Raw genomic sequence first — 17,705 nt, forward strand, 5'->3', positions numbered from 1 at the left:
GTAGCCGGGGGGACCTACGCGAGAACCTTGAGCTTGGAAGTGCTGCGGCCGAACAGTGCCGCGTCAGCCGAGAGGCGGCCGGCTCCGGCAAGGGCGATGGCCAGCGCCCCGGCTGCGAGCACCAGAACCAGTTCGTAGCCGCCGTCGGCGACGAAGACGCCGGCCGAGGCGTGGACCAGGAAGAGGGCGCCCAGCATGTCCAGAGCCAGCAGGGCGGCGAAAACGCGGGTGAGCACGCCGAGGATGAGGGCGATGCCGCCCGCCAGTTCCAGGGTGGCGATGATCGGGGCGGCGACCTCGGCGGCCGGAACCCCCATCTTGGCAAAGGATGCCTGGGTGCCGGCGATGGTGAATTCGCTGAACTTCTGCCAGCCGTGCGCGGCGAAGATGAATCCCGCGATCACTCGCAGAATCGTCAGGGCTGTGGTGGTCTGGGTGGACTGGTTCATGGAGGTTCTCACCGTTCGGATCGATTGGGGGTTGTCCCTTTTGAGCACGCGGTCCGGAGCGCGTCGGATGAAGCTTCTCTTCCACTGTCCCGTATTTTCGTTGAAGTGTCAACTAATGTGTCGTGGTTATCTTTTCCGCCCCGGCTAGGCTGGATTCGTGCCCCAATCGCCTTCCGCCGCCGTCACCACCCCAAAGCCCGAGAGCCATGGCCGTGAAATCCTCCGGCTTGCCGTGCCCGCCTTCGGCGCGCTGATCGCCGAACCGCTCTTTCTGCTGGCCGACTCGGCCATTGTGGGGCACCTCGGCGTGGCCCAGCTCGCCGGCGTCGGCCTGGCTTCGGCGGTGCTGCACACCGCGGTGGGGCTGATGGTTTTCCTGGCCTACTCCACCACCCCTGCCGTGGCGCGGGCAGTGGGGGACGGCCAGTTGGGCAGGGCGCTTGCCGCCGGGCGCAACGGCGTCTGGCTCGCCCTGCTGCTCGGGTCCGCGCTCGCGCTGATGGGGTTCGTCGCCGCGGAGCCGCTGATAGGGCTCCTGGGGCCCGGCCCCGAAGTCCGCATCTTCGCCGTGGACTACCTGCGCTGGTCGATGCCCGGCCTGGTCGCCATGCTGCTGATCTTCGCCGGCACGGGCGTGCTGAGGGGGCTGCAGGACACCCGGACGCCGCTGGTGGTGGCCACGGCGGGATTCTCGCTGAACATCGTGCTGAACCTGGTTCTGGTGTACGGGCTCGGGCTGTCTGTGGTCGGGTCTGCCGTGGGAACCAGCATCGCGCAGTGGGCCATGGCGGCGGTGTACCTGGTGATGGTGCAGCGCAACGCCCGCGAGCACGGCGTCAGCCTGCTCCCCGACTGGCACGGGATCCGGGCCATGACCAAGGTGGGCTCCTGGCTCATGCTGCGGACCCTCAGCCTACGCATCGCCATCATGGCCACCGTCGTCGTGGTCACGGCCCAGGGTGCCGTGAACCTCGCGGCCCACCAGCTGGCCATGACAGTCTTCACGTTCCTCGCCTTCGCGCTGGACGCGCTGGCCATCGCCGCGCAGGCACTGATCGGCAAGGAGTTGGGAGCCTCCAACCCCGGCAAGGCCCGGATCCTCACCCGGACCATGATCCGCTGGGGCACCGGCTTTGGCGTGGCCACTGGCGCGCTGCTTGCCTTGGTGGCCCCGTTCGCCGGGGCCCTATTCACGTCCGACGCCGGCGTCCAGTCAGCGCTGACTGCGGCGCTGTGGGCGCTGGCCGCCGGCCAGCCCCTCGCCGGCTACGTGTTCGTGCTTGACGGGGTGCTGATCGGCGCCGGCGACGCGAAGTACCTGGCGATTGCCGGCGTCGTCAATCTTGCGGTGTACCTTCCGCTCCTGCTGGTGGTGCCACTGGCCGGGGCCAGCGGTGCGGCGGCGCTGGTTTGGGTGTGGGCGGCCTTTTCGCTGGGCTACATGTGCGCCCGAGCCTTGACGCTGGGCCTGCGGGCCAGGACGGACCGCTGGATGGTGCTCGGCTCATAGCCCTGCGGCCGGATTCGCCGGCGCAGGCTGGCACACTAAACTGGAGCGGTGACTTCCCCCGTGAACCCCGCTGAAGCCGACGTGCCTTCCCCCTTGGCGGAACTGTGGAAACCCGCCCTGCTGCGGGCTGCCGCCGCGCTCGTGTTCGGTGCCGTGACCGTGTTCTGGGCCGCTCCGTCCGTGGCTGGAATGTCGCTGACCGGCGGCGCGTACCTACTGGCCACCGGCCTGATTCTGCTGTGGGGCATTCCGCTAACCGGGTTCCGCCGCGAAGCCGTGGGCGGCCGCATCATGTCGGCTGCGGGAGCCGCCCTGACCGGCGCCGGCGTGGCCCTGCTGTTCCTGCAGGGCAGCCTGGTGTTCGCCGTGATTGGTGCTTTGGGCCTCGCGGTGGCGTCGGCGGCCGAGCTGTATCTGGGCATCAGGTTCCGTGGGCGGCATGTCCTGGCCCGCGACTGGCTTGCCTCCGGAATCATCGGGCTGGGAACGGCCGGCACCCTGCCGTTCTTCGTGGATCTTGGCCCACACGCGCTGCTCGGAGTAGCTGGCGGCGGTGCCATCATTTCAGGCGTGCTCTGGATCCTTGCGGGCCTCTCGCTCCGGCACGATGCGCGGACGGACGCGCCAAAGGCCGTAAACTAGTAGCAAGGGTTCTACTCGTTGTAGAACAGCGCTCGACAACCAGCACCCCTTCAGGACCAGCACACAGCACAGCGGGCAGGCCGCATCGCGCCCGCATGGGAGGAATCACCTTGGCACACCAGAAACCAGGAGAACCGCGCAATCTGCGGACCTCGGTGAAGGGACCCCTGATGTTCTCCGCCTTCTGGGCCGTGGTGGCGTTCTTCGCAGTGCTGATTTTTGCCTCCGGTGGCAGCGCCCGGTCGCCGCGGTTCGACCTGGCCTTCACCGCGGCCGGCATCGCCTTCATCGTCACCCTCGTCATCGCCGCGATGCTGTCCATGAGCTACAAGGACAACGCCGCCCATCTGGGGAAAGGCTCCGGCGTGAACCTGAGCTCGGCCCGGAAGCCGTCCCCGGGCCACGGCGGCCACGGAACCCAGGGCCGCCCGGAGGCTTCAGGTCCGGCCGGAACCGGTGATTCCGGACCCGACGGCGGAGCTTCCTAACGCCCGACGCCGGTCGCCGCCGGCCGGTTCATGCCCCCCGGCGCATACTCGCTGTTTGTTCTCCGCTGGCGCTGTTTACTCTCCGCTGGCGCGGCGCGCCCGGTACGCCGCCACATGCGCCCGGTTGGCGCAGTTCCCTGTATCGCAGTATCTCTTGGACCGGTTGCGGCTGAGGTCGAGCACTGCCGCGTCGCAGTCATCGGCCGCACACACCAGCATGCGGTCCATCTCCTTGCTGCGGATCACGTCCACCAGGGCCATGGCGGCCTCGGTGCCCATTCTTTCCGCAAGTGGCGCGTCATGGGTGGTGGCGTGAAGGTGCCAGTCCCACTGGTCGTGTTTGAGGAGCTGGGGGAGCGCGTGGGCCTCGCGCAGGAGCCGGTTCACGCCTGCCACCGCCGTATCCTCGTCTGCTGTCCACAGGGCAGCCAACTCTGTCCGCAACGCGTGGACGCTGCCCAGCTCGGCGGCGTCGTGGGTTCGTGAACCGCTGTACCCCTCTCGCCGCAGGAACTCGTCCAGGTCCTCCGTCGTGGGCAGATTCTCCTCGCCGTTGGCGGCCGAGTTGATGAGATCCACCACGAAGCGCAGCGATAGCTCCGTGTCAGGGGCAAAGACCATCTTGACTCCTTACAGTGCCGGGGCGTAGTGTCAGGACCAATACCCCACTTTACTCCTGACGGGAGGCCTCTGTGTCCGCATCGAACCGCCGCGCCAGCATCACGCTCATTTCCGCGGGTCCGGTCCCTGCCGTGGCCAATGCCACGACCAAGGCCTCCGGCTTCCTTGCGTCAGGGCTGGGTATCGCGCTCTTTTCGTCGGCGATCTTCGGGCTCTCCGGCTCCTTCGCGAAGGCGCTGCTGGAAACAGGCTGGACGCCCGGCGGCGCCGTCACGGCCCGCCTGACAGGGGCCGCCCTTATCCTCGCAATCCCCGCTGTTCCGGCACTTCGGGGCCGGTGGCACCAGCTGGGGTCGAACTGGCTGACTATTGTCCTTTTCGGCGTTATCGGCGTGGCAGGCTGCCAGCTGTTCTACTTCAACGCCGTGGCCAGGCTGTCTGTTGGCGTGGCCCTGCTGCTCGAATACCTTGGCCCGGTATTGATTGTGCTGTGGATCTGGGCGGCCAGCCGGAAGCGGCCGCGCCCCCTCACCATCGCAGGGACGCTGCTGTCCCTGGGCGGGCTGGTCCTCGTCCTGGACTTCACCGGTGCAGTCAAGGTCGACCCCGTTGGAGTGCTCTGGGGCCTCGCTGCGGCCGTCTGCCTGGCCATCTATTTCTTCCTCACGGCCAAGGAGAATGACACCCTGCCGCCCATCGTCCTTGCATCGGGCGGGCTTCTGGTGGGCGCCGCCGTCATGTGGCTGACGGCGGCCACCGGTCTCCTGCCCATGGCCATGAGCACGGCCGACACCACACTCGGACCGTGGACCACGCCGTGGTGGGTGCCGCTGTGTGGCCTTGTGGTTCTTGCCACCGTCCTGGCCTATGTCTCCGGGATCGTGGCAGCCCGCGCACTCGGCACCAAGGTGGCCTCTTTCGTCTCGCTCACCGAGGTCCTCTTCGCCGTCATCTGGGCGTGGCTTCTGCTGGGCGAACTGCCCGGCGTTATCCAGCTCCTCGGCGGTCTGCTGATTGTCGGCGGGGTGCTGTTCGTCCGGCTGGACGAGCTCCGGGGCGCCAAAGCCGGGGACCAGACAGGGGTGACCGGACCGCTTGACCATGCGAACGACGTCGAGCCCGTCCCGTAAGTCTTCAGTGCCGGGGCCAGTCTTGGGTGACGGACCGTTTAAATGCCGGAGGGCCGGACGCATGCTGCGTCCGGCCCTCGTGCATTCCCGCTTAGCGGGAGGCTTCCTCCTGCTGGGAAGCGTTGCGCGTTGCCTGCTTGCCGGCCTCGTCCAGAGCCTGCGCCACCTTGGCCAGGGCTGCGGCGTGCTGGCCGTGCCACTCGCTGCGGAACTTGTCGGCGTCCGGGCCCTTCCAGTCGGTGCCCTCGAGCACCTTGGTCAGCAGGGACTTCTGCTTCTCGATTTCATTCGAGCCAGCCTGAAGCTTGGTGCCCAGGTTCTTCAGCTGGGCAATGTCTGCACCCCAAATAGCCATTAGATATCTCCTTTAATCAACGGACCCGATCCAGTCGGCATCCCCAGCGGCCTCCGGCTCGTCCGGAAGATCCATTGCCTAAAAACTATCCTTCAGCCCGAAACAGTGTCGATGGGCAGCGCTCCCCATGAACTCCTCCCCATGCGCACATGCCCCGCCCGAAGCGGGCTTGGAAGGGTCGATCCGCGGCGTTCCAGAGCCTAGCATGGGGGTATGTGCCGGAATATCCGTACCCTCCACAACTACGAACCCCACGCGACCTCCGAGGAGGTGCACGCCGCAGCGCTGCAGTACGTCCGCAAAATCAGCGGCAGTACCAAGCCCTCCAAGGCCAATGAGGAGGCGTTCGAGCACGCGGTGCACGAGATCGCGCATGTGACCCAGCACCTGCTCGACGCGCTTGTGACGCATGCGCCAGCCAAGGACCGCGACGAGGAAGCAGCCAAGGCGAAGGCCCGGTCGGCCGTCCGCTTCGGTACGGCTTAGGTTCCGGGAACTACCTGCCGAAGCGCCGCAGCCTGAGCGAATTGGCCACCACCAGCACCGAACTCGCCGCCATGGCCACGCCGGCGACCATCGGATTGAGCAGGCCCAGGGCCGCCACGGGTATGCCTACCGCGTTGTAGAAGAACGCCCAGAACAGGTTGGTCTTGATGGTGCCCAGCGTGCGGCGTGACAGCTCGATCGCGGTGGCCACCTGACCCAGGTCGTTACCCATCACGGTCAGGTCGGCCGCTTCGATCGCCACGTCCGTGCCGGAACCCATCGCGATGCCCAGATCGGCCTGCGCCAGGGCCGCGGCGTCGTTCACGCCGTCGCCCGCCATGGCCACCGTGGCACCGCCGGCCTGCAGCCGCCGGACGGCTTCCACCTTGCCTTCGGGCAGCACGCCGGCGAAAACATCTTCCGCGGCAATCCCGACGGCGGCGGCCACCTCGGCTGCGACGGCGGGGTTGTCGCCGGTGAGCAGCATGGGCCGCAGGCCCAGGCCCTTGAGCCGCGCGACGGCGGCTGCCGATCCAGCCTTGACCGTGTCTCTCAGCGCGATGATGCCGGCAGCCTCGCCGTCCACGGCCACCCAGATGGCGGTGGCACCGGTCGCCTCCGCGGCACGGAGCACCTGGTCCTGCGCCGGCGTGGGCTCGACGCCGTTGTCCCGCAGCCATCCGCTCCGGCCGGCAACCACGAGCCGGCCTTCAACGGTTCCCACCACCCCGCCGCCGGGTGCGGAACGGAAGCCGACGACGGCGGGCAGGCCGGCGCCGTCGTCCGCTGTACTGCCGCTCTGGCTGGTGTACGGCCGCCGGCCCGTGGCCGGCACCGCAGACCTCGCGGCGGCGGCGATCGCGGCGGCGATCGGATGCTCCGATGCTGACTCGACGGCGCCGGCCAGCCGCAGGGCCTCCGCCTCGCTGAACGGGGCAAATGCCACGGAGGCGTCGACGGACAGCTGGCCGCTGGTAACGGTCCCGGTCTTGTCCAGCAGGATGGTGTCCACTGTCCGGGTGTCCTCCAGGACCTGCGGGCCCCTGATGAGGATGCCCAGCTGCGCGCCGCGCCCCGTGCCCGTCAGGAGACCCACCGGGGTAGCCAGGCCAAGTGCGCAGGGGCATGCAATGACCAACACGGCCACCGCCGCCGTAAAGGCTGCGCGGAGCTCCGGCCCGGTGATGTCCGGACCGGCGGCAAGCATCCAGCCGGCGAATGTGAGGACGGCGATGGCGAGGACCACCGGCACGAACACGGCACTGATGCGGTCAGCAAGCCGCGCGATCGGCGCCTTTCCGGTCTGTGCCTGGGAAACGAGCCGCCCCATTTGGGCAAGGGTGGTTTCCGCCCCGACACGCGTGGCCCGGACCAGCAGGCGGCCGGACGTGTTGATGGTGGCACCGGTGACATTACTGCCCGGACCAACGTCCACCGGAACCGATTCGCCGGTGACCAGGGAGGCATCCACCGCCGAGACGCCGTCGGCTACTACGCCGTCGGTGGCGATCTTCTCGCCCGGGCGGACCACGATCAGGTCCCCGAGGGCCAGCCGGCCCGCCGGGATTTTCACTTCGGTGCCGTCTTGCAGGATGGTGGCGTCCTTCGCGCCCAGGTCCAGGAGAGCCCTGAGCGCGTCCCCCGCCTTCGTCTTGGCGTTCGCCTCCAAAAAACGGCCCAGCAGGAGGAACGTGGTGACAACGCTGGCCACCTCAAAATACAGGCCGCCGGAACCAGCGCCACCCATCTCATCCATGCCGGGGTGTTCGGTCAGGCGGGGGAAGGCGAGGAGCTGCCAGGCGGAGAACAGGTACGCCGCGATCACACCGAGGGAGACCAGGGTGTCCATGGTGGACGCGAAGTGGCGGGCATTGATCGCGGCCGCCCTGTGGAACGGCCACGCCGCCCAGCTGACCACCGGCAGGGCCAGGGCGCCCACCACCCAGCCCCAGTTCGGGAACTGGAAGGCGGGGAACATCGAGATGAGGAACACCGGCACCGCCAGAACCGCCGCGACGATGAGCCGGGGCTTCAGCTCCGAGGCTGCCCCGCCGTGCGCCATATGGTCTTCGTGGGCCGGCGCGTGCTCCGCGTGCTGGGTCGCTACGGCCTCGTGGCGGGCACTCTCTTCTTGATCGACGTGCGTAGGTCGTTTGATCCGGGCCTTGTAGCCGGCGGAGGCTACCTGGTCTGTGATTTGCTGGTCGGTGATGCCTGCCGGGGCTGTCACATGGGCGGTTTCCAGGGGGAGGTTGACCGTGGCCTGGACGCCGTCGAGCTTGGCAAGCTTCTTTTCCACCCGGTTCACGCACGAGGCGCAGGTCATGCCCTCGACGTCGAGTTCGATCACCCGGCGGCTGGTGCCTGTGGGTAGGGGTTCGGTGCCCATGGCTGGTCCTTCTGTGGTGGTGCTCGGTGCCTGTGGTGGTGCTTGGTGCCTGTGGTGGTGCTTGGTGCCTGTGGTGGTGCTTGGTGCTCGGTGCGAATGGAGGCGGGGTCAGGCCTCGTTGGCCACCACCAGGTAGCCCGCTTCGGCCACTGCCTCACCGATTTCGGAGGGGGAGAGCTTCTCCGTGGATGTGATGGTGACGGTGGAAATGCCACCGGCATTGAGGTCGATGTCGATTTCCTCGACGCCGGAGAGTGCCTCGAGTTCCTCGCTGACGGCCGAGATGCAGTGCCCGCAGGTCATGCCGGAGACGTGGACTTTGGTGGAGATGGTGCTCATTGCTGACTCCTTGTTGGTGCGCTGACCGGGTCGGCCAGCCGGGTGGGTGGTGGTCTCGCCGTTAGCGGAGCAGGCGCCCGATGGCACCCGCCGCCTCCTTGACCTTAAGGTCGATGGCTTCAGCCCGCAGGTCCGGATCGGGTTCGGAGGCCGCCCCGACAACGCAGTGGCCGATATGTTCTTCCACCAGGCCCAGGCTGACGGCGTGCAGGGCCTTGGTCACGGCGGCGACCTGGGTGAGGATGTCGATGCAGTACTTGTCTTCCTCGACCATCCGGGCGATTCCCCGGACCTGTCCCTCAATCCGCCGGAGCCGGCGCAGGTACGCGTCCTTGTCGGCCGTGTAGCCGTGCTGGGGGGATTCAGCTATCGGTTCTTCGTTGGACACGGTGGGCGTCCGTCCTTCGGAAGTCTCCATGCCCTCAAAGTATACCCCTAGGGGGTATAAGTCAAGGAGGGTGCGCGAAGCCGGTGCTCGTTGGGAAAATGGGGACGTTCTGCCTCTTAATCCGGGATGGGGCTTTTTTGGGTACAAAAAAGCTCCGGAGCGCGTTATTGGGGGATACGCACTCCGGAGCAGTCTTTGGGCGGGCTCTGGATCAGCCTGCCTGTTCAGCTTACTTGCCGGTAGCCAAGTTGGCCACCGCCTCGAATAACTACTTTCACTTTACTTTCCTACGCCTTTCCAGGTCGAGGACGAAGCCGCCACCCAGCTACTCCGCCCGGTCCTGGTGTGCGGCCATCCGGAACGGGACAACCAGTACGGGCCGGCTCTGGTGGTGGGTGAGCCAGGCGGCCACTGACCCGTTCAGGAGTTCGGTGATCCGGTGCCCGAAGCCGCGCTCCGGAGTGCCCACGATGATCATGGGTGCATTGACCTCCGATGCCAGCCTGCCGAGGGCCCGCGCGGGATCGCCGGCCAGGGTGCGCAGGGTCCACGCCGTGCCGCCGTCTTGGATGGCTGAGCCGATGGCCGACTTCAGTTCCGTCGTCACGGAACGGATATCGTCGTCGTCCCTGTCGGGATGCAGGGAGAGCCGGTGAGCGGAGCGCGCGGGATCCCATTCAACCAGGTAACTCGCCTCGTCCACGAAGGCGCAGAGCAACGGAGCGGAGAGCTTCTGCGCCAAGCCGACCGCGGTCTTGAGGACCTCCGGATGCTGGCCGGGAACCATGCCCACGAGGAGGGGAGGCGGGCCGCTGAAGTGCTCTGCATCCATAGTCAATTGTGTGCCCCCGGCGTCAGGAAAGACCAGAGCCATCGGTGCCTTGGCCCAGTTCAGGGGCCGTTTTGACCCCCACGCCACGGCTGCGGCTCCGGTTTGGAAGAGCGCCAATTTTCCCTTGAATCCCGCGCCCAGCGAGCCTAGCGTGGAGACGTAGAAAGGCGGCGTCCCATGCAGATTCACATGTGGTGGCTTGAGCTGGACCTGAAAAGCAAGGAATGGCTTCGCGAGAACCTGCGGGCCGGTGACGTTCCGGTGTTCGTGATGCAGGGGATTGCCGAGGCAGGCGGCCCGCACCCGGACAGCCCGCAGGCAGTCCTGACCGAAGCCGAGTGGGATTTCATCGAGACGCAGTCGGAGTTTGTGGACTGACCCGTCTGCTGTCGCGGACCGGAGCCCTCAGGCGGCGCGCACCACCGGCAGCTCATCCCAGTGTGTGGTGTATCGGGGTGACCGCATGCCGCGCTTCATGCTCCAATCCAGGCCGCTTCTCAAGCCTGCGAACCCGAGCCCGATGGTGCCCCGGCCGTACTTGCGGCTGATCTCCTCGACGAGTGGGCCGATGCCGCGCTCCTCGTGCGGGTTCGTGAAAGGCTCAAGGGGCTGCTGATTGCCGGAGGGCCGCAGGTCGGTGACCATGATGCCGGCCCGGGCGTATTTGACACCGTCCTGGATCGAGGGGAGCAGGGCGTGGGCCGCCTTGGTCAGCAGGACCGGGTCCGCGGTGGGCATGGGCAGCGGAACGCAGACCGACGGAAACGACTTGTCCCTCGGGTTGTAATGGGACGTGCCGGCGAACGCGGTGAGGACCTTCGCCTGAAGGCGGTGCCGGGCCAGCCGGGCACTGGCCTGCTGGGCGTAGACGCTCAGGACCTGACGGAATTCGGGGACCGAGGTCAGGGGGGTGGAAAACGAGCGGGAAAAGATCAGCTGGTCCCGTCCCACCCGTTCCTCCTCCAGCGGTATGCACGGCGTTCCCCGCAGTTCCAGCACGGTGCGCATCAGCACCACCGAAAAGTGGTCCCGTACCATCACAGGATCCGCCCGGCTGAGCTCCAGGATTGTGCAGATCCCCATGGCGTTCAGCCGCTTTTCCAACCGGGCCGCCACGCCCCACACCTCCGAGACCGGCAGCCGGGCCATGAGCAGTTCCCGCGCCTGAGGGTCCATCGACTCCCAGCGGCATACCCCGCCGAGCGCGGCGTTGTTCTTTGCCCACCGGTTGGCCAGCTTGGCGAGCGTCTTGGTGGCGGCGATGCCGACGCAGACGGGCACGCCGACGTTGCGCTGGACAGCGGCCTTGATGGTCCTGCCGAGATCGATGACCTGCTCGGGGCTGCCCTTGATGCCGAGGAAGGCCTCGTCGATGCTGTAGACCTCGAGCCAGGCCGAATAACGTCCGAGCAGTTCCATGACCCGCGCGCTGATGTCGCCATATAGTTCGTAGTTGCTGGACCGGGCAGTGAGACCCCATTCCTTGGCCCGAGGGGCGATCTTAAACCAAGGCTCGCCTGTGCTGATCCCCAGGGCCTTTGCCTCCGGGCTGCGGGTCACGGCGCAGCCATCGTTGTTGGAGAGCACGACGAGCGGTTTGCCCTCCAGGGAGGGATCGAAGGCCCGCTCTGCACTGGCGTAGAAGCAGTTCACGTCCACCAGAGCTATCTGTTGCCGCGCCCTAGACATGGTGCAGGCACCTCGTGGCAACGCCCCAGATGGTGAGATCGGCCAGGGCGGGGACCCGGATATCCGGATAGAGCGGGTTGGCCGCCTGGAGCACCACCCCTGCCGCGGAGATCTTCAGGCGCTTGATGGTGAGCTCGCCGTCCAGTACCGCCACCACCACGGAACCGTCCCGCGGTTCCAGCGCCCTGTTGACGATCAGTTCATCGCCGTCGCTGATGCCGGCCTGGTCCATCGAGTCACCCGATACGCGCACGATGTAGGTGCTGGTGATGTCCTGGATGAGGTGCTCGTTCAGGTCGATCCGGCCGTCAAAGTAGTCCTGGGCGGGGGACGGGTATCCCGCCGCCACCGGCACGGGGGAAATCAGCACCCGCCGCAGCGAAAGCCCCGCCTCTATCACGCGGGGACCAATGATTACTCCCACAACACACCTTTTTCGAATATATGTTCGATAGTTCAGTGTAGTCCCCTGGACCGACAGACTGCAGGTCCACCCCTCAGCGGTTGTCTTCATCACACGCCCGTCGCGCCGCCGCCGGTGCAACGGGTCCGCGACGCATACTGGACTCATGGGGAGGCAAGGCACAGGAGGATCAGTGGTGGAAACCGTAAAAAGGGTGGTGCGGAACGAGTACTTTCCGGCAGCGGCCGTGCTGACGCTGGTGGTGCTCTTTTGGACCGCGGGCCTGTTCGGCGGCCTGTCCCTGCTGAGCCGGAGCCAGCCTCCGATCGCCACGCTGACGTGGCTGCTCTTCGTCTACGCGGCTGCCGTCCTCACGCCCCTCGCGGGAATCCTGGCTGCTGCCGACCTGCTCCGCCGCTGGTGGAGAAACCGCCGAGTTGCGAAAGCCGGCACTTCGAAGGCCGGTACCGCCAAAGACGGTGCGAATACAGGGTCCTAGGTCCGGCCCGGGCATTTGGCGCTGGCAAACGGGCTTGGTGAAACGCAGGCTGGCCAAAACCATTGCAGCCCCTCGGCGGGAGTGGTTGCATGGGGTGCATGACTGCCACAGAGAGTTTCGTTTTAGCCATCGGGACCAAAAAGGGCCTCTGGCTGGCCACCAGCCAGGACCGGAAGCAGTGGTCCTTTTCCGGCCCGCACTTCCTCATGAGCGAGGTGCCCAGCATCGGAATCGACACCCGGGACGGCCGCACACGCATCATGGTGGGGGTGAGGTCCGAGCACTGGGGCCCCTACGTTGCCCACTCTGATGACCTCGGCGCCAGCTGGACCGAGCCGGAACAGGGCGCCATCAAGTTCCCCGAGGGCACAGACGCCGCCGTGGAACGCATCTGGCAGATCTATCCCGACGCCGAATCGCGTCCGGGGGTGGTCTGGGCCGGCGCGGAGCCGATTTCGGTGTGGAAATCGACCGACGGCGGCGAGCACTTTGAGCTGAACCGCGGACTGTGGGACCACCCGCACCGCAGCGAATGGGGAGCGGGGTATGGCGGCGCAGCCGCCCACTCGATCGTGGTCAACCCCTCCGGCGACAACGTGCACGTCGCCATGAGCACCGGAGGCGTGTACCGCTCGCTCGACGGCGGAACGTCCTGGGAGCCGCGGAACAAGGGCATCTCCGCCTACTTCATGCCTGACCCCAATCCCGAGTTCGGCCAGTGCGTGCACAAGATCGCGGCCGATGCCGAAGTCGACGGCCGCCTTTACGCGCAGAACCACCACGGCGTGTACCGCACGGATGACAATGCCGAGAACTGGGAATCGATAGCGGAGGGCCTGCCGGCCGATTTCGGGTTCGTCATGCTCACGCACCCCAGGCGGGCAGGCACCGCCTGGGTTGTTCCCTTGAAGGCCGACGGCGAACGCATCCCGCCGGACGGAAAGCTCGCCGTGCACCGCACCGACGACGCCGGCGCGACCTGGAAGCGCCTGGATTCCGGGCTGCCGCAATCAGAATTCAATGCTGTGCTCCGTGACGCGGCCGGCGTGGATTCCGCCGAACCGGCCGGGGTCTACTTCGGAACGCGCGGGGGCGCGGTGTATGCCAGCGCGGACGAAGGTGACACCTTTGCGGAGGTGGCGTCCCACCTTCCGGACGTGCTGTGCGTCCGCGCTGCCGTTGTGACCGGGGCCCCGGTTCCAGCTGGGACGCCCGCATGAGGGTCTGCAGTGGCTGACATCAGCGTGGTCCTTCCCAGCGTCCTCCAGCCGCTCGCCGGCGGGCAGTCCATACTGACTACACCCGCCGACGGGGCGGTGACTGTGGGATCGGTGCTGGATTCCGTGACCGGGACTTACCCGGTGCTCGCCAGACGGCTGCGGGACGAAACGGGTGCGCTCCGCCGTCACGTGAATATTTACGTGAACGGCGACGAGGTCCGGCGTCTCCGCGGCCTGGACACGGAAGTTTCTGCCGGTCAGGAAGTGCTGATCATTCAGTCCGTGGCCGGCGGTTAGCCGGCTCAGGCGACGCGCCAGACGCTGCACTCGTCCGTATTGATGGCCTTGCGCATGCCCGAGCGATAGTCCATGATCCACACCACGCCGATGCCCGGGGCCGTCTCCTGGACGCTGCCGCGGCGGATGATGACGTCGTCATAGCTGGGGCCCACCGACAGGCGGGCCTCGATCTCGTCGCCGCGGTGCAGCTGGTCCAGGGCACGGACCCGGGTGATGTGGGGTTTGGCTTCCTTCAACATGGCGTGGCCTCCTGAGCTGGAGCTGGTGCCTGCATTTGCCGGCACAACCAAGTGTGGCGCGGCATTGTTGCGCACGCGTTTCCTGCCCGTTAGCGCCCGGTTAGTTTCACGCGCCGAGGCGGTTTCCGCATCCCATCACGGGCCAAGAGGCCTGCGGCCGGTCCGGTGGGGCAGCCCAGGAGGACGTTTGCATCCGGTGGCGCATTTCGCCGACGCCGCGCATGTTGGTGACGAGTTCGTCGCCGGGGGCACCTGTTAGCCGTTGCAGCCATTGACCGCCGATTCTTCTGGAACAAGACTTTCAGTGGGCCAGCAGACCCGCCACCGTCGACCAGGAGGAGCCAGCGATGACCACCCAGGAAACCGAGGCAGAAGCGGCCTACCGGGCTGGCAGGGAGTGGTTCAAGAGCGCGGTGGTGTACCAGATCTATCCGCGCAGCTTCGCGGATTCAGACGGTGACGGCATCGGCGACCTCCGCGGGATCATCGGCAAGCTGGACTACCTGCAACAGCTGGGGGTCGACGTCGTCTGGCTGTCCCCGGTGTACCGCTCACCGCAGGATGACAACGGCTACGACATCAGTGACTACCGCGACATCGATCCGGTGTTCGGCAACCTGGAGACCCTCGACGAACTTTTGGACGGCCTGCACTCCCGGGGCATGAAGCTGGTGATGGACCTCGTGGTCAACCACACCTCGGACGAGCATCCGTGGTTCGTGGAATCCCGCTCCGGCAAGGACAACCCAAAGCGGGACTGGTACTGGTGGCGGCCGCCGCACGAAAGCACGGAACCTGGTGCTCCCGGCGCAGAACCCAACAACTGGGGCTCGGCCTTCTCCGGACCCGCCTGGGAGTACGACGCCGGCACGGGGGAGTACTACCTGCACCTGTTCTCCCGGAAGCAGCCGGACCTCAACTGGGAAAACCCGGAGGTGCGGGCCGCCGTCTACGACATGATGAACTGGTGGCTGGACCGCGGCGTGGACGGCTTCCGGATGGATGTCATCAACTTCATCTCCAAACAGCAGTCGCTGCCGGACGGACCGCAGGCCGAGGGAATGCTCTACGGCGACGGGGGTCCGCACTTCATCTGCGGACCGCGCATCCACGAGTTTCTGCAGGAGATGCACCAGGAGGTCTTCGCGGGGCGGGACAAGGACCTGCTGACCGTGGGCGAGATGCCGGGCGTCACCGTCGGGGACGCCGCCCTGTTCACGGACCCCGCGCGCCAGGAGGTGGACATGGTGTTCCAGTTCGAGCACGTGGCACTCGACCAGGAGGGCGGCAACAAGTGGCGGCCCAAGAAACTGCTGCTCACCGACCTCAAGAAGTCACTGGGCCGCTGGCAGGAAGGGCTCGCGGAGCGCGGCTGGAACAGTCTCTACTGGGGAAACCACGACCAGGCCCGCGCCGTCTCCCGGTTCGGCGACGACGGCCAGTACCGCGAGCTGTCGGCGAAAATGCTGGCCGCCGTCCTGCACCTGCACCGCGGCACGCCGTACGTGTACCAGGGCGAAGAGCTGGGCATGACCAACATGGCGTTCGGCGCCATCAGCGACTTCCGGGACATCGAGGTCCTCAACCACCACCGCGAGGCCACCACGCACCTGGGCCACACCGACGCGGAGGTCCTCGCTGCCCTGGCGCCGCTGAACCGGGACAACGCCCGGACACCCGTGCAGTGGGACGCCAGCCGGCACGGCGGCTTCACCACCGGGGCGCCCTGGATTGCCGTGAACCCCAACGCGAACACCATCAACGCCGCCGCCCAGACGGACGACCCCGACTCCGTCTTCAGCTTCTACCGCAGGGTGATCGCCCTGCGGCACGCGGATCCCGTGGTGGCATACGGGGATTTCAGCATGCTGCTGCCCGACGACGAACACGTCTATGCGTTCAAACGCTCGCTTCCGGACGCTGACCTAGGGGGTGCAGAACTGTTGGTGCTGGCCAACTTTTCGGGCACCGGCCGGACGGCCGGGGTCGACGAAGGTCCCTGGGTTGACGACGGCACTGGGTCCCGCGCTGAGCAAGTGTTGGGAAACTATCCGCCGGACGCCGGAGCCCTGCACGCGGCCGGGCAAGCGTTCGACCTGCGCCCGTGGGAGGTGAAGGTGTTCCGGCGGAATCTTTAGCGAGGGCGCCCGGGCAGCCGGCATCCACAGGGCAGCCGGCATTCTCAGGGCGACCGGCATCCTCTAAGGCGCCAGGCGATCGCCCGGCCGGTGGACGCGGAACCAGCGGTAGCCGTACCGTCCCAGCTCAACGGTGAACCCGCCTCCGGCGAACTGCAGCGGTGCGCGAGCACGGCCGGCTCCGGCTGTCCGAGCATGGCGAACTCGCCCCATCCCAGCTGCCATCGTTACTGTCTACCGGCAGGTGAGGGCGCAGGTGAGGGCAGGGATAGTCGAGGCTACGGGCCAGCGGCGGGTGGATCACGTCGAGGGTGGCGCGGGCAGGGGGTGGCGCCCGGACGGGTGCCGGGCAAGAATGGGGCCTATGCAGCTGCCGGTCATGCCCCCTGTCGCCCCCATGCTGGCCAAATCGGTCGGCGCCATCCCCGAAGGCCGCCTGAGCTACGAGCCGAAGTGGGACGGCTTCCGCTCCATCATCTTCCGCGACGGTGACGACGTGGAGATCGGCAGCCGCAACGAGAAGCCGATGACGCGCTACTTCCCCGAACTCGTGGAGGCGCTGAAGGCCAACCTGCCGCCCAAATGCGTGCTCGACGGCGAGATCGTCCTGGTGGGCTCCTCCGGGGACCGGCTGGATTTCGACGCCCTGCAGCAGCGGATCCACCCCGCGGCGAGCAGGGTCAAGATGCTGTCCGAGCAGACGCCGGCGAAGTTCGTGGCCTTCGATCTGCTGGCCCTCGGCGACGAGGACTTCAGCGGCCGTCCCTTCGCGGAACGGCGGGCGGCCCTGGAACAGGCCTTCTCCTCGGCCAGCGCTCCGGTCCACCTGACTGCCGCTACGCAGGACCCGGAGCTGGCCGGAAAATGGTTCCACCAGTTCGAGGGCGCCGGCCTGGACGGGATCATTGCCAAACCGCTGGACGGGCCCTATCAGCCGGACAAGCGCGTGATGTTCAAGATCAAGCACGAACGGACCGCCGACTGCGTCCTCGCCGGCTACCGCGTGCACAAGAGCGGTCCCGACGCGGTCGGCTCGCTGCTGCTGGGCCTGTACAGGCCCGACGGCGAACTCGTCAGCGTGGGCGTGGTGGGTGCCCTTCCGATGAAGCGCCGCAGGGAGCTTTTCGAGGAACTCCAGCCCCTGGTCACCAGCTTCGACGAGCACCCGTGGGCCTGGGCCAAGCAGGAGGACGGCACCCGGACACCCCGAAATGCAGAGGGCAGCCGGTGGAGCGCGGGCAAGGACCTGTCCTTCACGCCGCTGCGGCCCGAACGGGTGCTGGAGGTGAAATACGACCATATGGAAGGCGAGCGGTTCCGCCACACCGCGCAGTTCGTGCGCTGGCGGCCGGACCGGGACCCGGAGTCCTGCAACTATGAACAGCTCGAGGAACCGGTGAAGTTCGACCTCGCCGAAGTGCTTGCCACCTGATTGCCACTTATAACCCTGACGGTGGGCCGCCGTCGTGACCTTCTTTCAAACCAAAGTCCGCCCAAAACGCGGCGACCCGCCGGTCGTGACCCGGTTTGGGGAGCAAACGGGGTCACGACGGCGGGCCGCGCCTTGATCAGGCGGACTGCTTGAGTT

General features: G+C 67.0%; 21 protein-coding genes. 11 read left to right on the forward strand and 10 right to left on the reverse strand.

Annotated elements, in window-relative coordinates:
• Window positions 1–14 precede the first annotated feature (14 nt).
• A complete protein-coding gene (locus AC1DFE_RS03215; protein ID WP_476904465.1) occupies window positions 15–449 on the reverse strand; it encodes a DoxX family protein in 435 nt (144 codons plus the stop codon).
• Window positions 450–606: 157 nt separating this feature from the next.
• Here AC1DFE_RS03215 and AC1DFE_RS03220 point away from each other — a divergent pair, with 157 nt between their 5' ends.
• From AC1DFE_RS03220 to AC1DFE_RS03230, 3 genes are all read left to right on the forward strand, one after another.
• Window positions 607–1,959, forward strand: coding sequence for an MATE family efflux transporter (locus AC1DFE_RS03220; protein ID WP_476904466.1), 1,353 nt, complete (start codon window positions 607–609; stop codon window positions 1,957–1,959).
• 48 nt (window positions 1,960–2,007) lie between these two features.
• Window positions 2,008–2,601 (forward strand): hypothetical protein, encoded by a 594-nt coding sequence (locus AC1DFE_RS03225; protein WP_476904467.1) that lies wholly within the window; start codon window positions 2,008–2,010, stop codon window positions 2,599–2,601.
• Window positions 2,602–2,711: 110 nt separating this feature from the next.
• Window positions 2,712–3,089: a hypothetical protein gene (locus AC1DFE_RS03230; protein WP_476904468.1), complete on the forward strand. Its 378-nt coding sequence runs from the start codon at window positions 2,712–2,714 to the stop codon at window positions 3,087–3,089.
• 75 nt (window positions 3,090–3,164) lie between these two features.
• Here the strand turns inward: AC1DFE_RS03230 and AC1DFE_RS03235 are convergent, their stop codons facing one another.
• Window positions 3,165–3,710, reverse strand: coding sequence for a CGNR zinc finger domain-containing protein (locus AC1DFE_RS03235; protein ID WP_476904469.1), 546 nt, complete (start codon window positions 3,708–3,710; stop codon window positions 3,165–3,167).
• Window positions 3,711–3,841: 131 nt separating this feature from the next.
• Here AC1DFE_RS03235 and AC1DFE_RS03240 point away from each other — a divergent pair, with 131 nt between their 5' ends.
• The gene (locus tag AC1DFE_RS03240; RefSeq protein WP_476904576.1) at window positions 3,842–4,840 is read left to right on the forward strand and encodes an EamA family transporter; all 999 of its coding nucleotides are present in this window, start codon (window positions 3,842–3,844) and stop codon (window positions 4,838–4,840) included.
• A gap of 91 nt (window positions 4,841–4,931) precedes the next feature.
• Here AC1DFE_RS03240 and AC1DFE_RS03245 read toward each other — a convergent pair whose 3' ends face one another.
• Window positions 4,932–5,195, reverse strand: coding sequence for a hypothetical protein (locus AC1DFE_RS03245; protein WP_476904470.1), 264 nt, complete (start codon window positions 5,193–5,195; stop codon window positions 4,932–4,934).
• Window positions 5,196–5,408: 213 nt separating this feature from the next.
• On the opposite strand from AC1DFE_RS03245, the gene AC1DFE_RS03250 reads away from it, so the two are divergent.
• Window positions 5,409–5,681: a DUF2277 domain-containing protein gene (locus AC1DFE_RS03250; RefSeq protein WP_476904471.1), complete on the forward strand. Its 273-nt coding sequence runs from the start codon at window positions 5,409–5,411 to the stop codon at window positions 5,679–5,681.
• Between the two features lie 10 nt (window positions 5,682–5,691).
• On the opposite strand, the gene AC1DFE_RS03255 is transcribed toward AC1DFE_RS03250, so the two are convergent.
• The 4 genes from AC1DFE_RS03255 to AC1DFE_RS03270 all read right to left on the reverse strand — a co-directional run bounded on the left by AC1DFE_RS03255 (window position 5,692) and on the right by AC1DFE_RS03270 (window position 9,629).
• Window positions 5,692–8,070: a heavy metal translocating P-type ATPase gene (locus AC1DFE_RS03255; protein ID WP_476904472.1), complete on the reverse strand. Its 2,379-nt coding sequence runs from the start codon at window positions 8,068–8,070 to the stop codon at window positions 5,692–5,694.
• Between the two features lie 108 nt (window positions 8,071–8,178).
• Complete coding sequence (locus AC1DFE_RS03260) at window positions 8,179–8,409, reverse strand: heavy-metal-associated domain-containing protein (RefSeq protein WP_476904473.1); 231 nt, start codon at window positions 8,407–8,409, stop codon at window positions 8,179–8,181.
• A 61-nt stretch (window positions 8,410–8,470) separates the two neighbouring features.
• Window positions 8,471–8,827 (reverse strand): metal-sensitive transcriptional regulator, encoded by a 357-nt coding sequence (locus AC1DFE_RS03265; RefSeq protein WP_476904474.1) that lies wholly within the window; start codon window positions 8,825–8,827, stop codon window positions 8,471–8,473.
• A gap of 295 nt (window positions 8,828–9,122) precedes the next feature.
• The gene (locus AC1DFE_RS03270; protein WP_476904577.1) at window positions 9,123–9,629 is read right to left on the reverse strand and encodes a universal stress protein; all 507 of its coding nucleotides are present in this window, start codon (window positions 9,627–9,629) and stop codon (window positions 9,123–9,125) included.
• 177 nt (window positions 9,630–9,806) lie between these two features.
• Here AC1DFE_RS03270 and AC1DFE_RS03275 point away from each other — a divergent pair, with 177 nt between their 5' ends.
• On the forward strand, window positions 9,807–10,007 hold the full coding sequence (locus AC1DFE_RS03275; protein WP_476904475.1) for a hypothetical protein: 201 nt from the start codon (window positions 9,807–9,809) through the stop codon (window positions 10,005–10,007).
• A gap of 27 nt (window positions 10,008–10,034) precedes the next feature.
• Here AC1DFE_RS03275 and AC1DFE_RS03280 read toward each other — a convergent pair whose 3' ends face one another.
• Window positions 10,035–11,318, reverse strand: a complete 1,284-nt coding sequence (locus AC1DFE_RS03280; RefSeq protein WP_476904476.1) for a Y-family DNA polymerase — start codon at window positions 11,316–11,318, stop codon at window positions 10,035–10,037.
• Window positions 11,311–11,742, reverse strand: a complete 432-nt coding sequence (locus tag AC1DFE_RS03285) for a LexA family protein (protein ID WP_476904477.1) — start codon at window positions 11,740–11,742, stop codon at window positions 11,311–11,313. The genes AC1DFE_RS03280 and AC1DFE_RS03285 overlap by 8 nt, the downstream gene beginning before the upstream one ends.
• Before the next feature lie 175 nt (window positions 11,743–11,917).
• Between AC1DFE_RS03285 and AC1DFE_RS03290 the strand changes: the two genes are divergently transcribed.
• The 3 genes from AC1DFE_RS03290 (at window position 11,918) to AC1DFE_RS03300 (ending at window position 13,737) form a co-directional block, all read left to right on the forward strand.
• Window positions 11,918–12,220 carry a hypothetical protein gene (locus tag AC1DFE_RS03290; protein ID WP_476904478.1) on the forward strand — a complete coding sequence of 101 codons (303 nt, stop codon included), beginning with the start codon at window positions 11,918–11,920 and terminating at the stop codon, window positions 12,218–12,220.
• Window positions 12,221–12,309: 89 nt separating this feature from the next.
• On the forward strand, window positions 12,310–13,440 hold the full coding sequence (locus tag AC1DFE_RS03295) for a WD40/YVTN/BNR-like repeat-containing protein (RefSeq protein WP_476904479.1): 1,131 nt from the start codon (window positions 12,310–12,312) through the stop codon (window positions 13,438–13,440).
• Window positions 13,441–13,449: 9 nt separating this feature from the next.
• Window positions 13,450–13,737, forward strand: a complete 288-nt coding sequence (locus tag AC1DFE_RS03300) for a MoaD/ThiS family protein (protein ID WP_476904480.1) — start codon at window positions 13,450–13,452, stop codon at window positions 13,735–13,737.
• Between the two features lie 5 nt (window positions 13,738–13,742).
• On the opposite strand, the gene AC1DFE_RS03305 is transcribed toward AC1DFE_RS03300, so the two are convergent.
• A complete protein-coding gene (locus tag AC1DFE_RS03305; RefSeq protein ID WP_476904481.1) occupies window positions 13,743–13,979 on the reverse strand; it encodes a hypothetical protein in 237 nt (78 codons plus the stop codon).
• A gap of 347 nt (window positions 13,980–14,326) precedes the next feature.
• Here AC1DFE_RS03305 and AC1DFE_RS03310 point away from each other — a divergent pair, with 347 nt between their 5' ends.
• Window positions 14,327–16,117: a glycoside hydrolase family 13 protein gene (locus tag AC1DFE_RS03310; RefSeq protein ID WP_476904482.1), complete on the forward strand. Its 1,791-nt coding sequence runs from the start codon at window positions 14,327–14,329 to the stop codon at window positions 16,115–16,117.
• Window positions 16,118–16,481: 364 nt separating this feature from the next.
• On the forward strand, window positions 16,482–17,549 hold the full coding sequence (locus AC1DFE_RS03315) for an ATP-dependent DNA ligase (protein ID WP_476904483.1): 1,068 nt from the start codon (window positions 16,482–16,484) through the stop codon (window positions 17,547–17,549).
• The last annotated feature ends 156 nt before the right edge of the window (window positions 17,550–17,705 follow it).

It is taken from the genome of Arthrobacter sp. 05T423 (assembly GCF_056396245.1).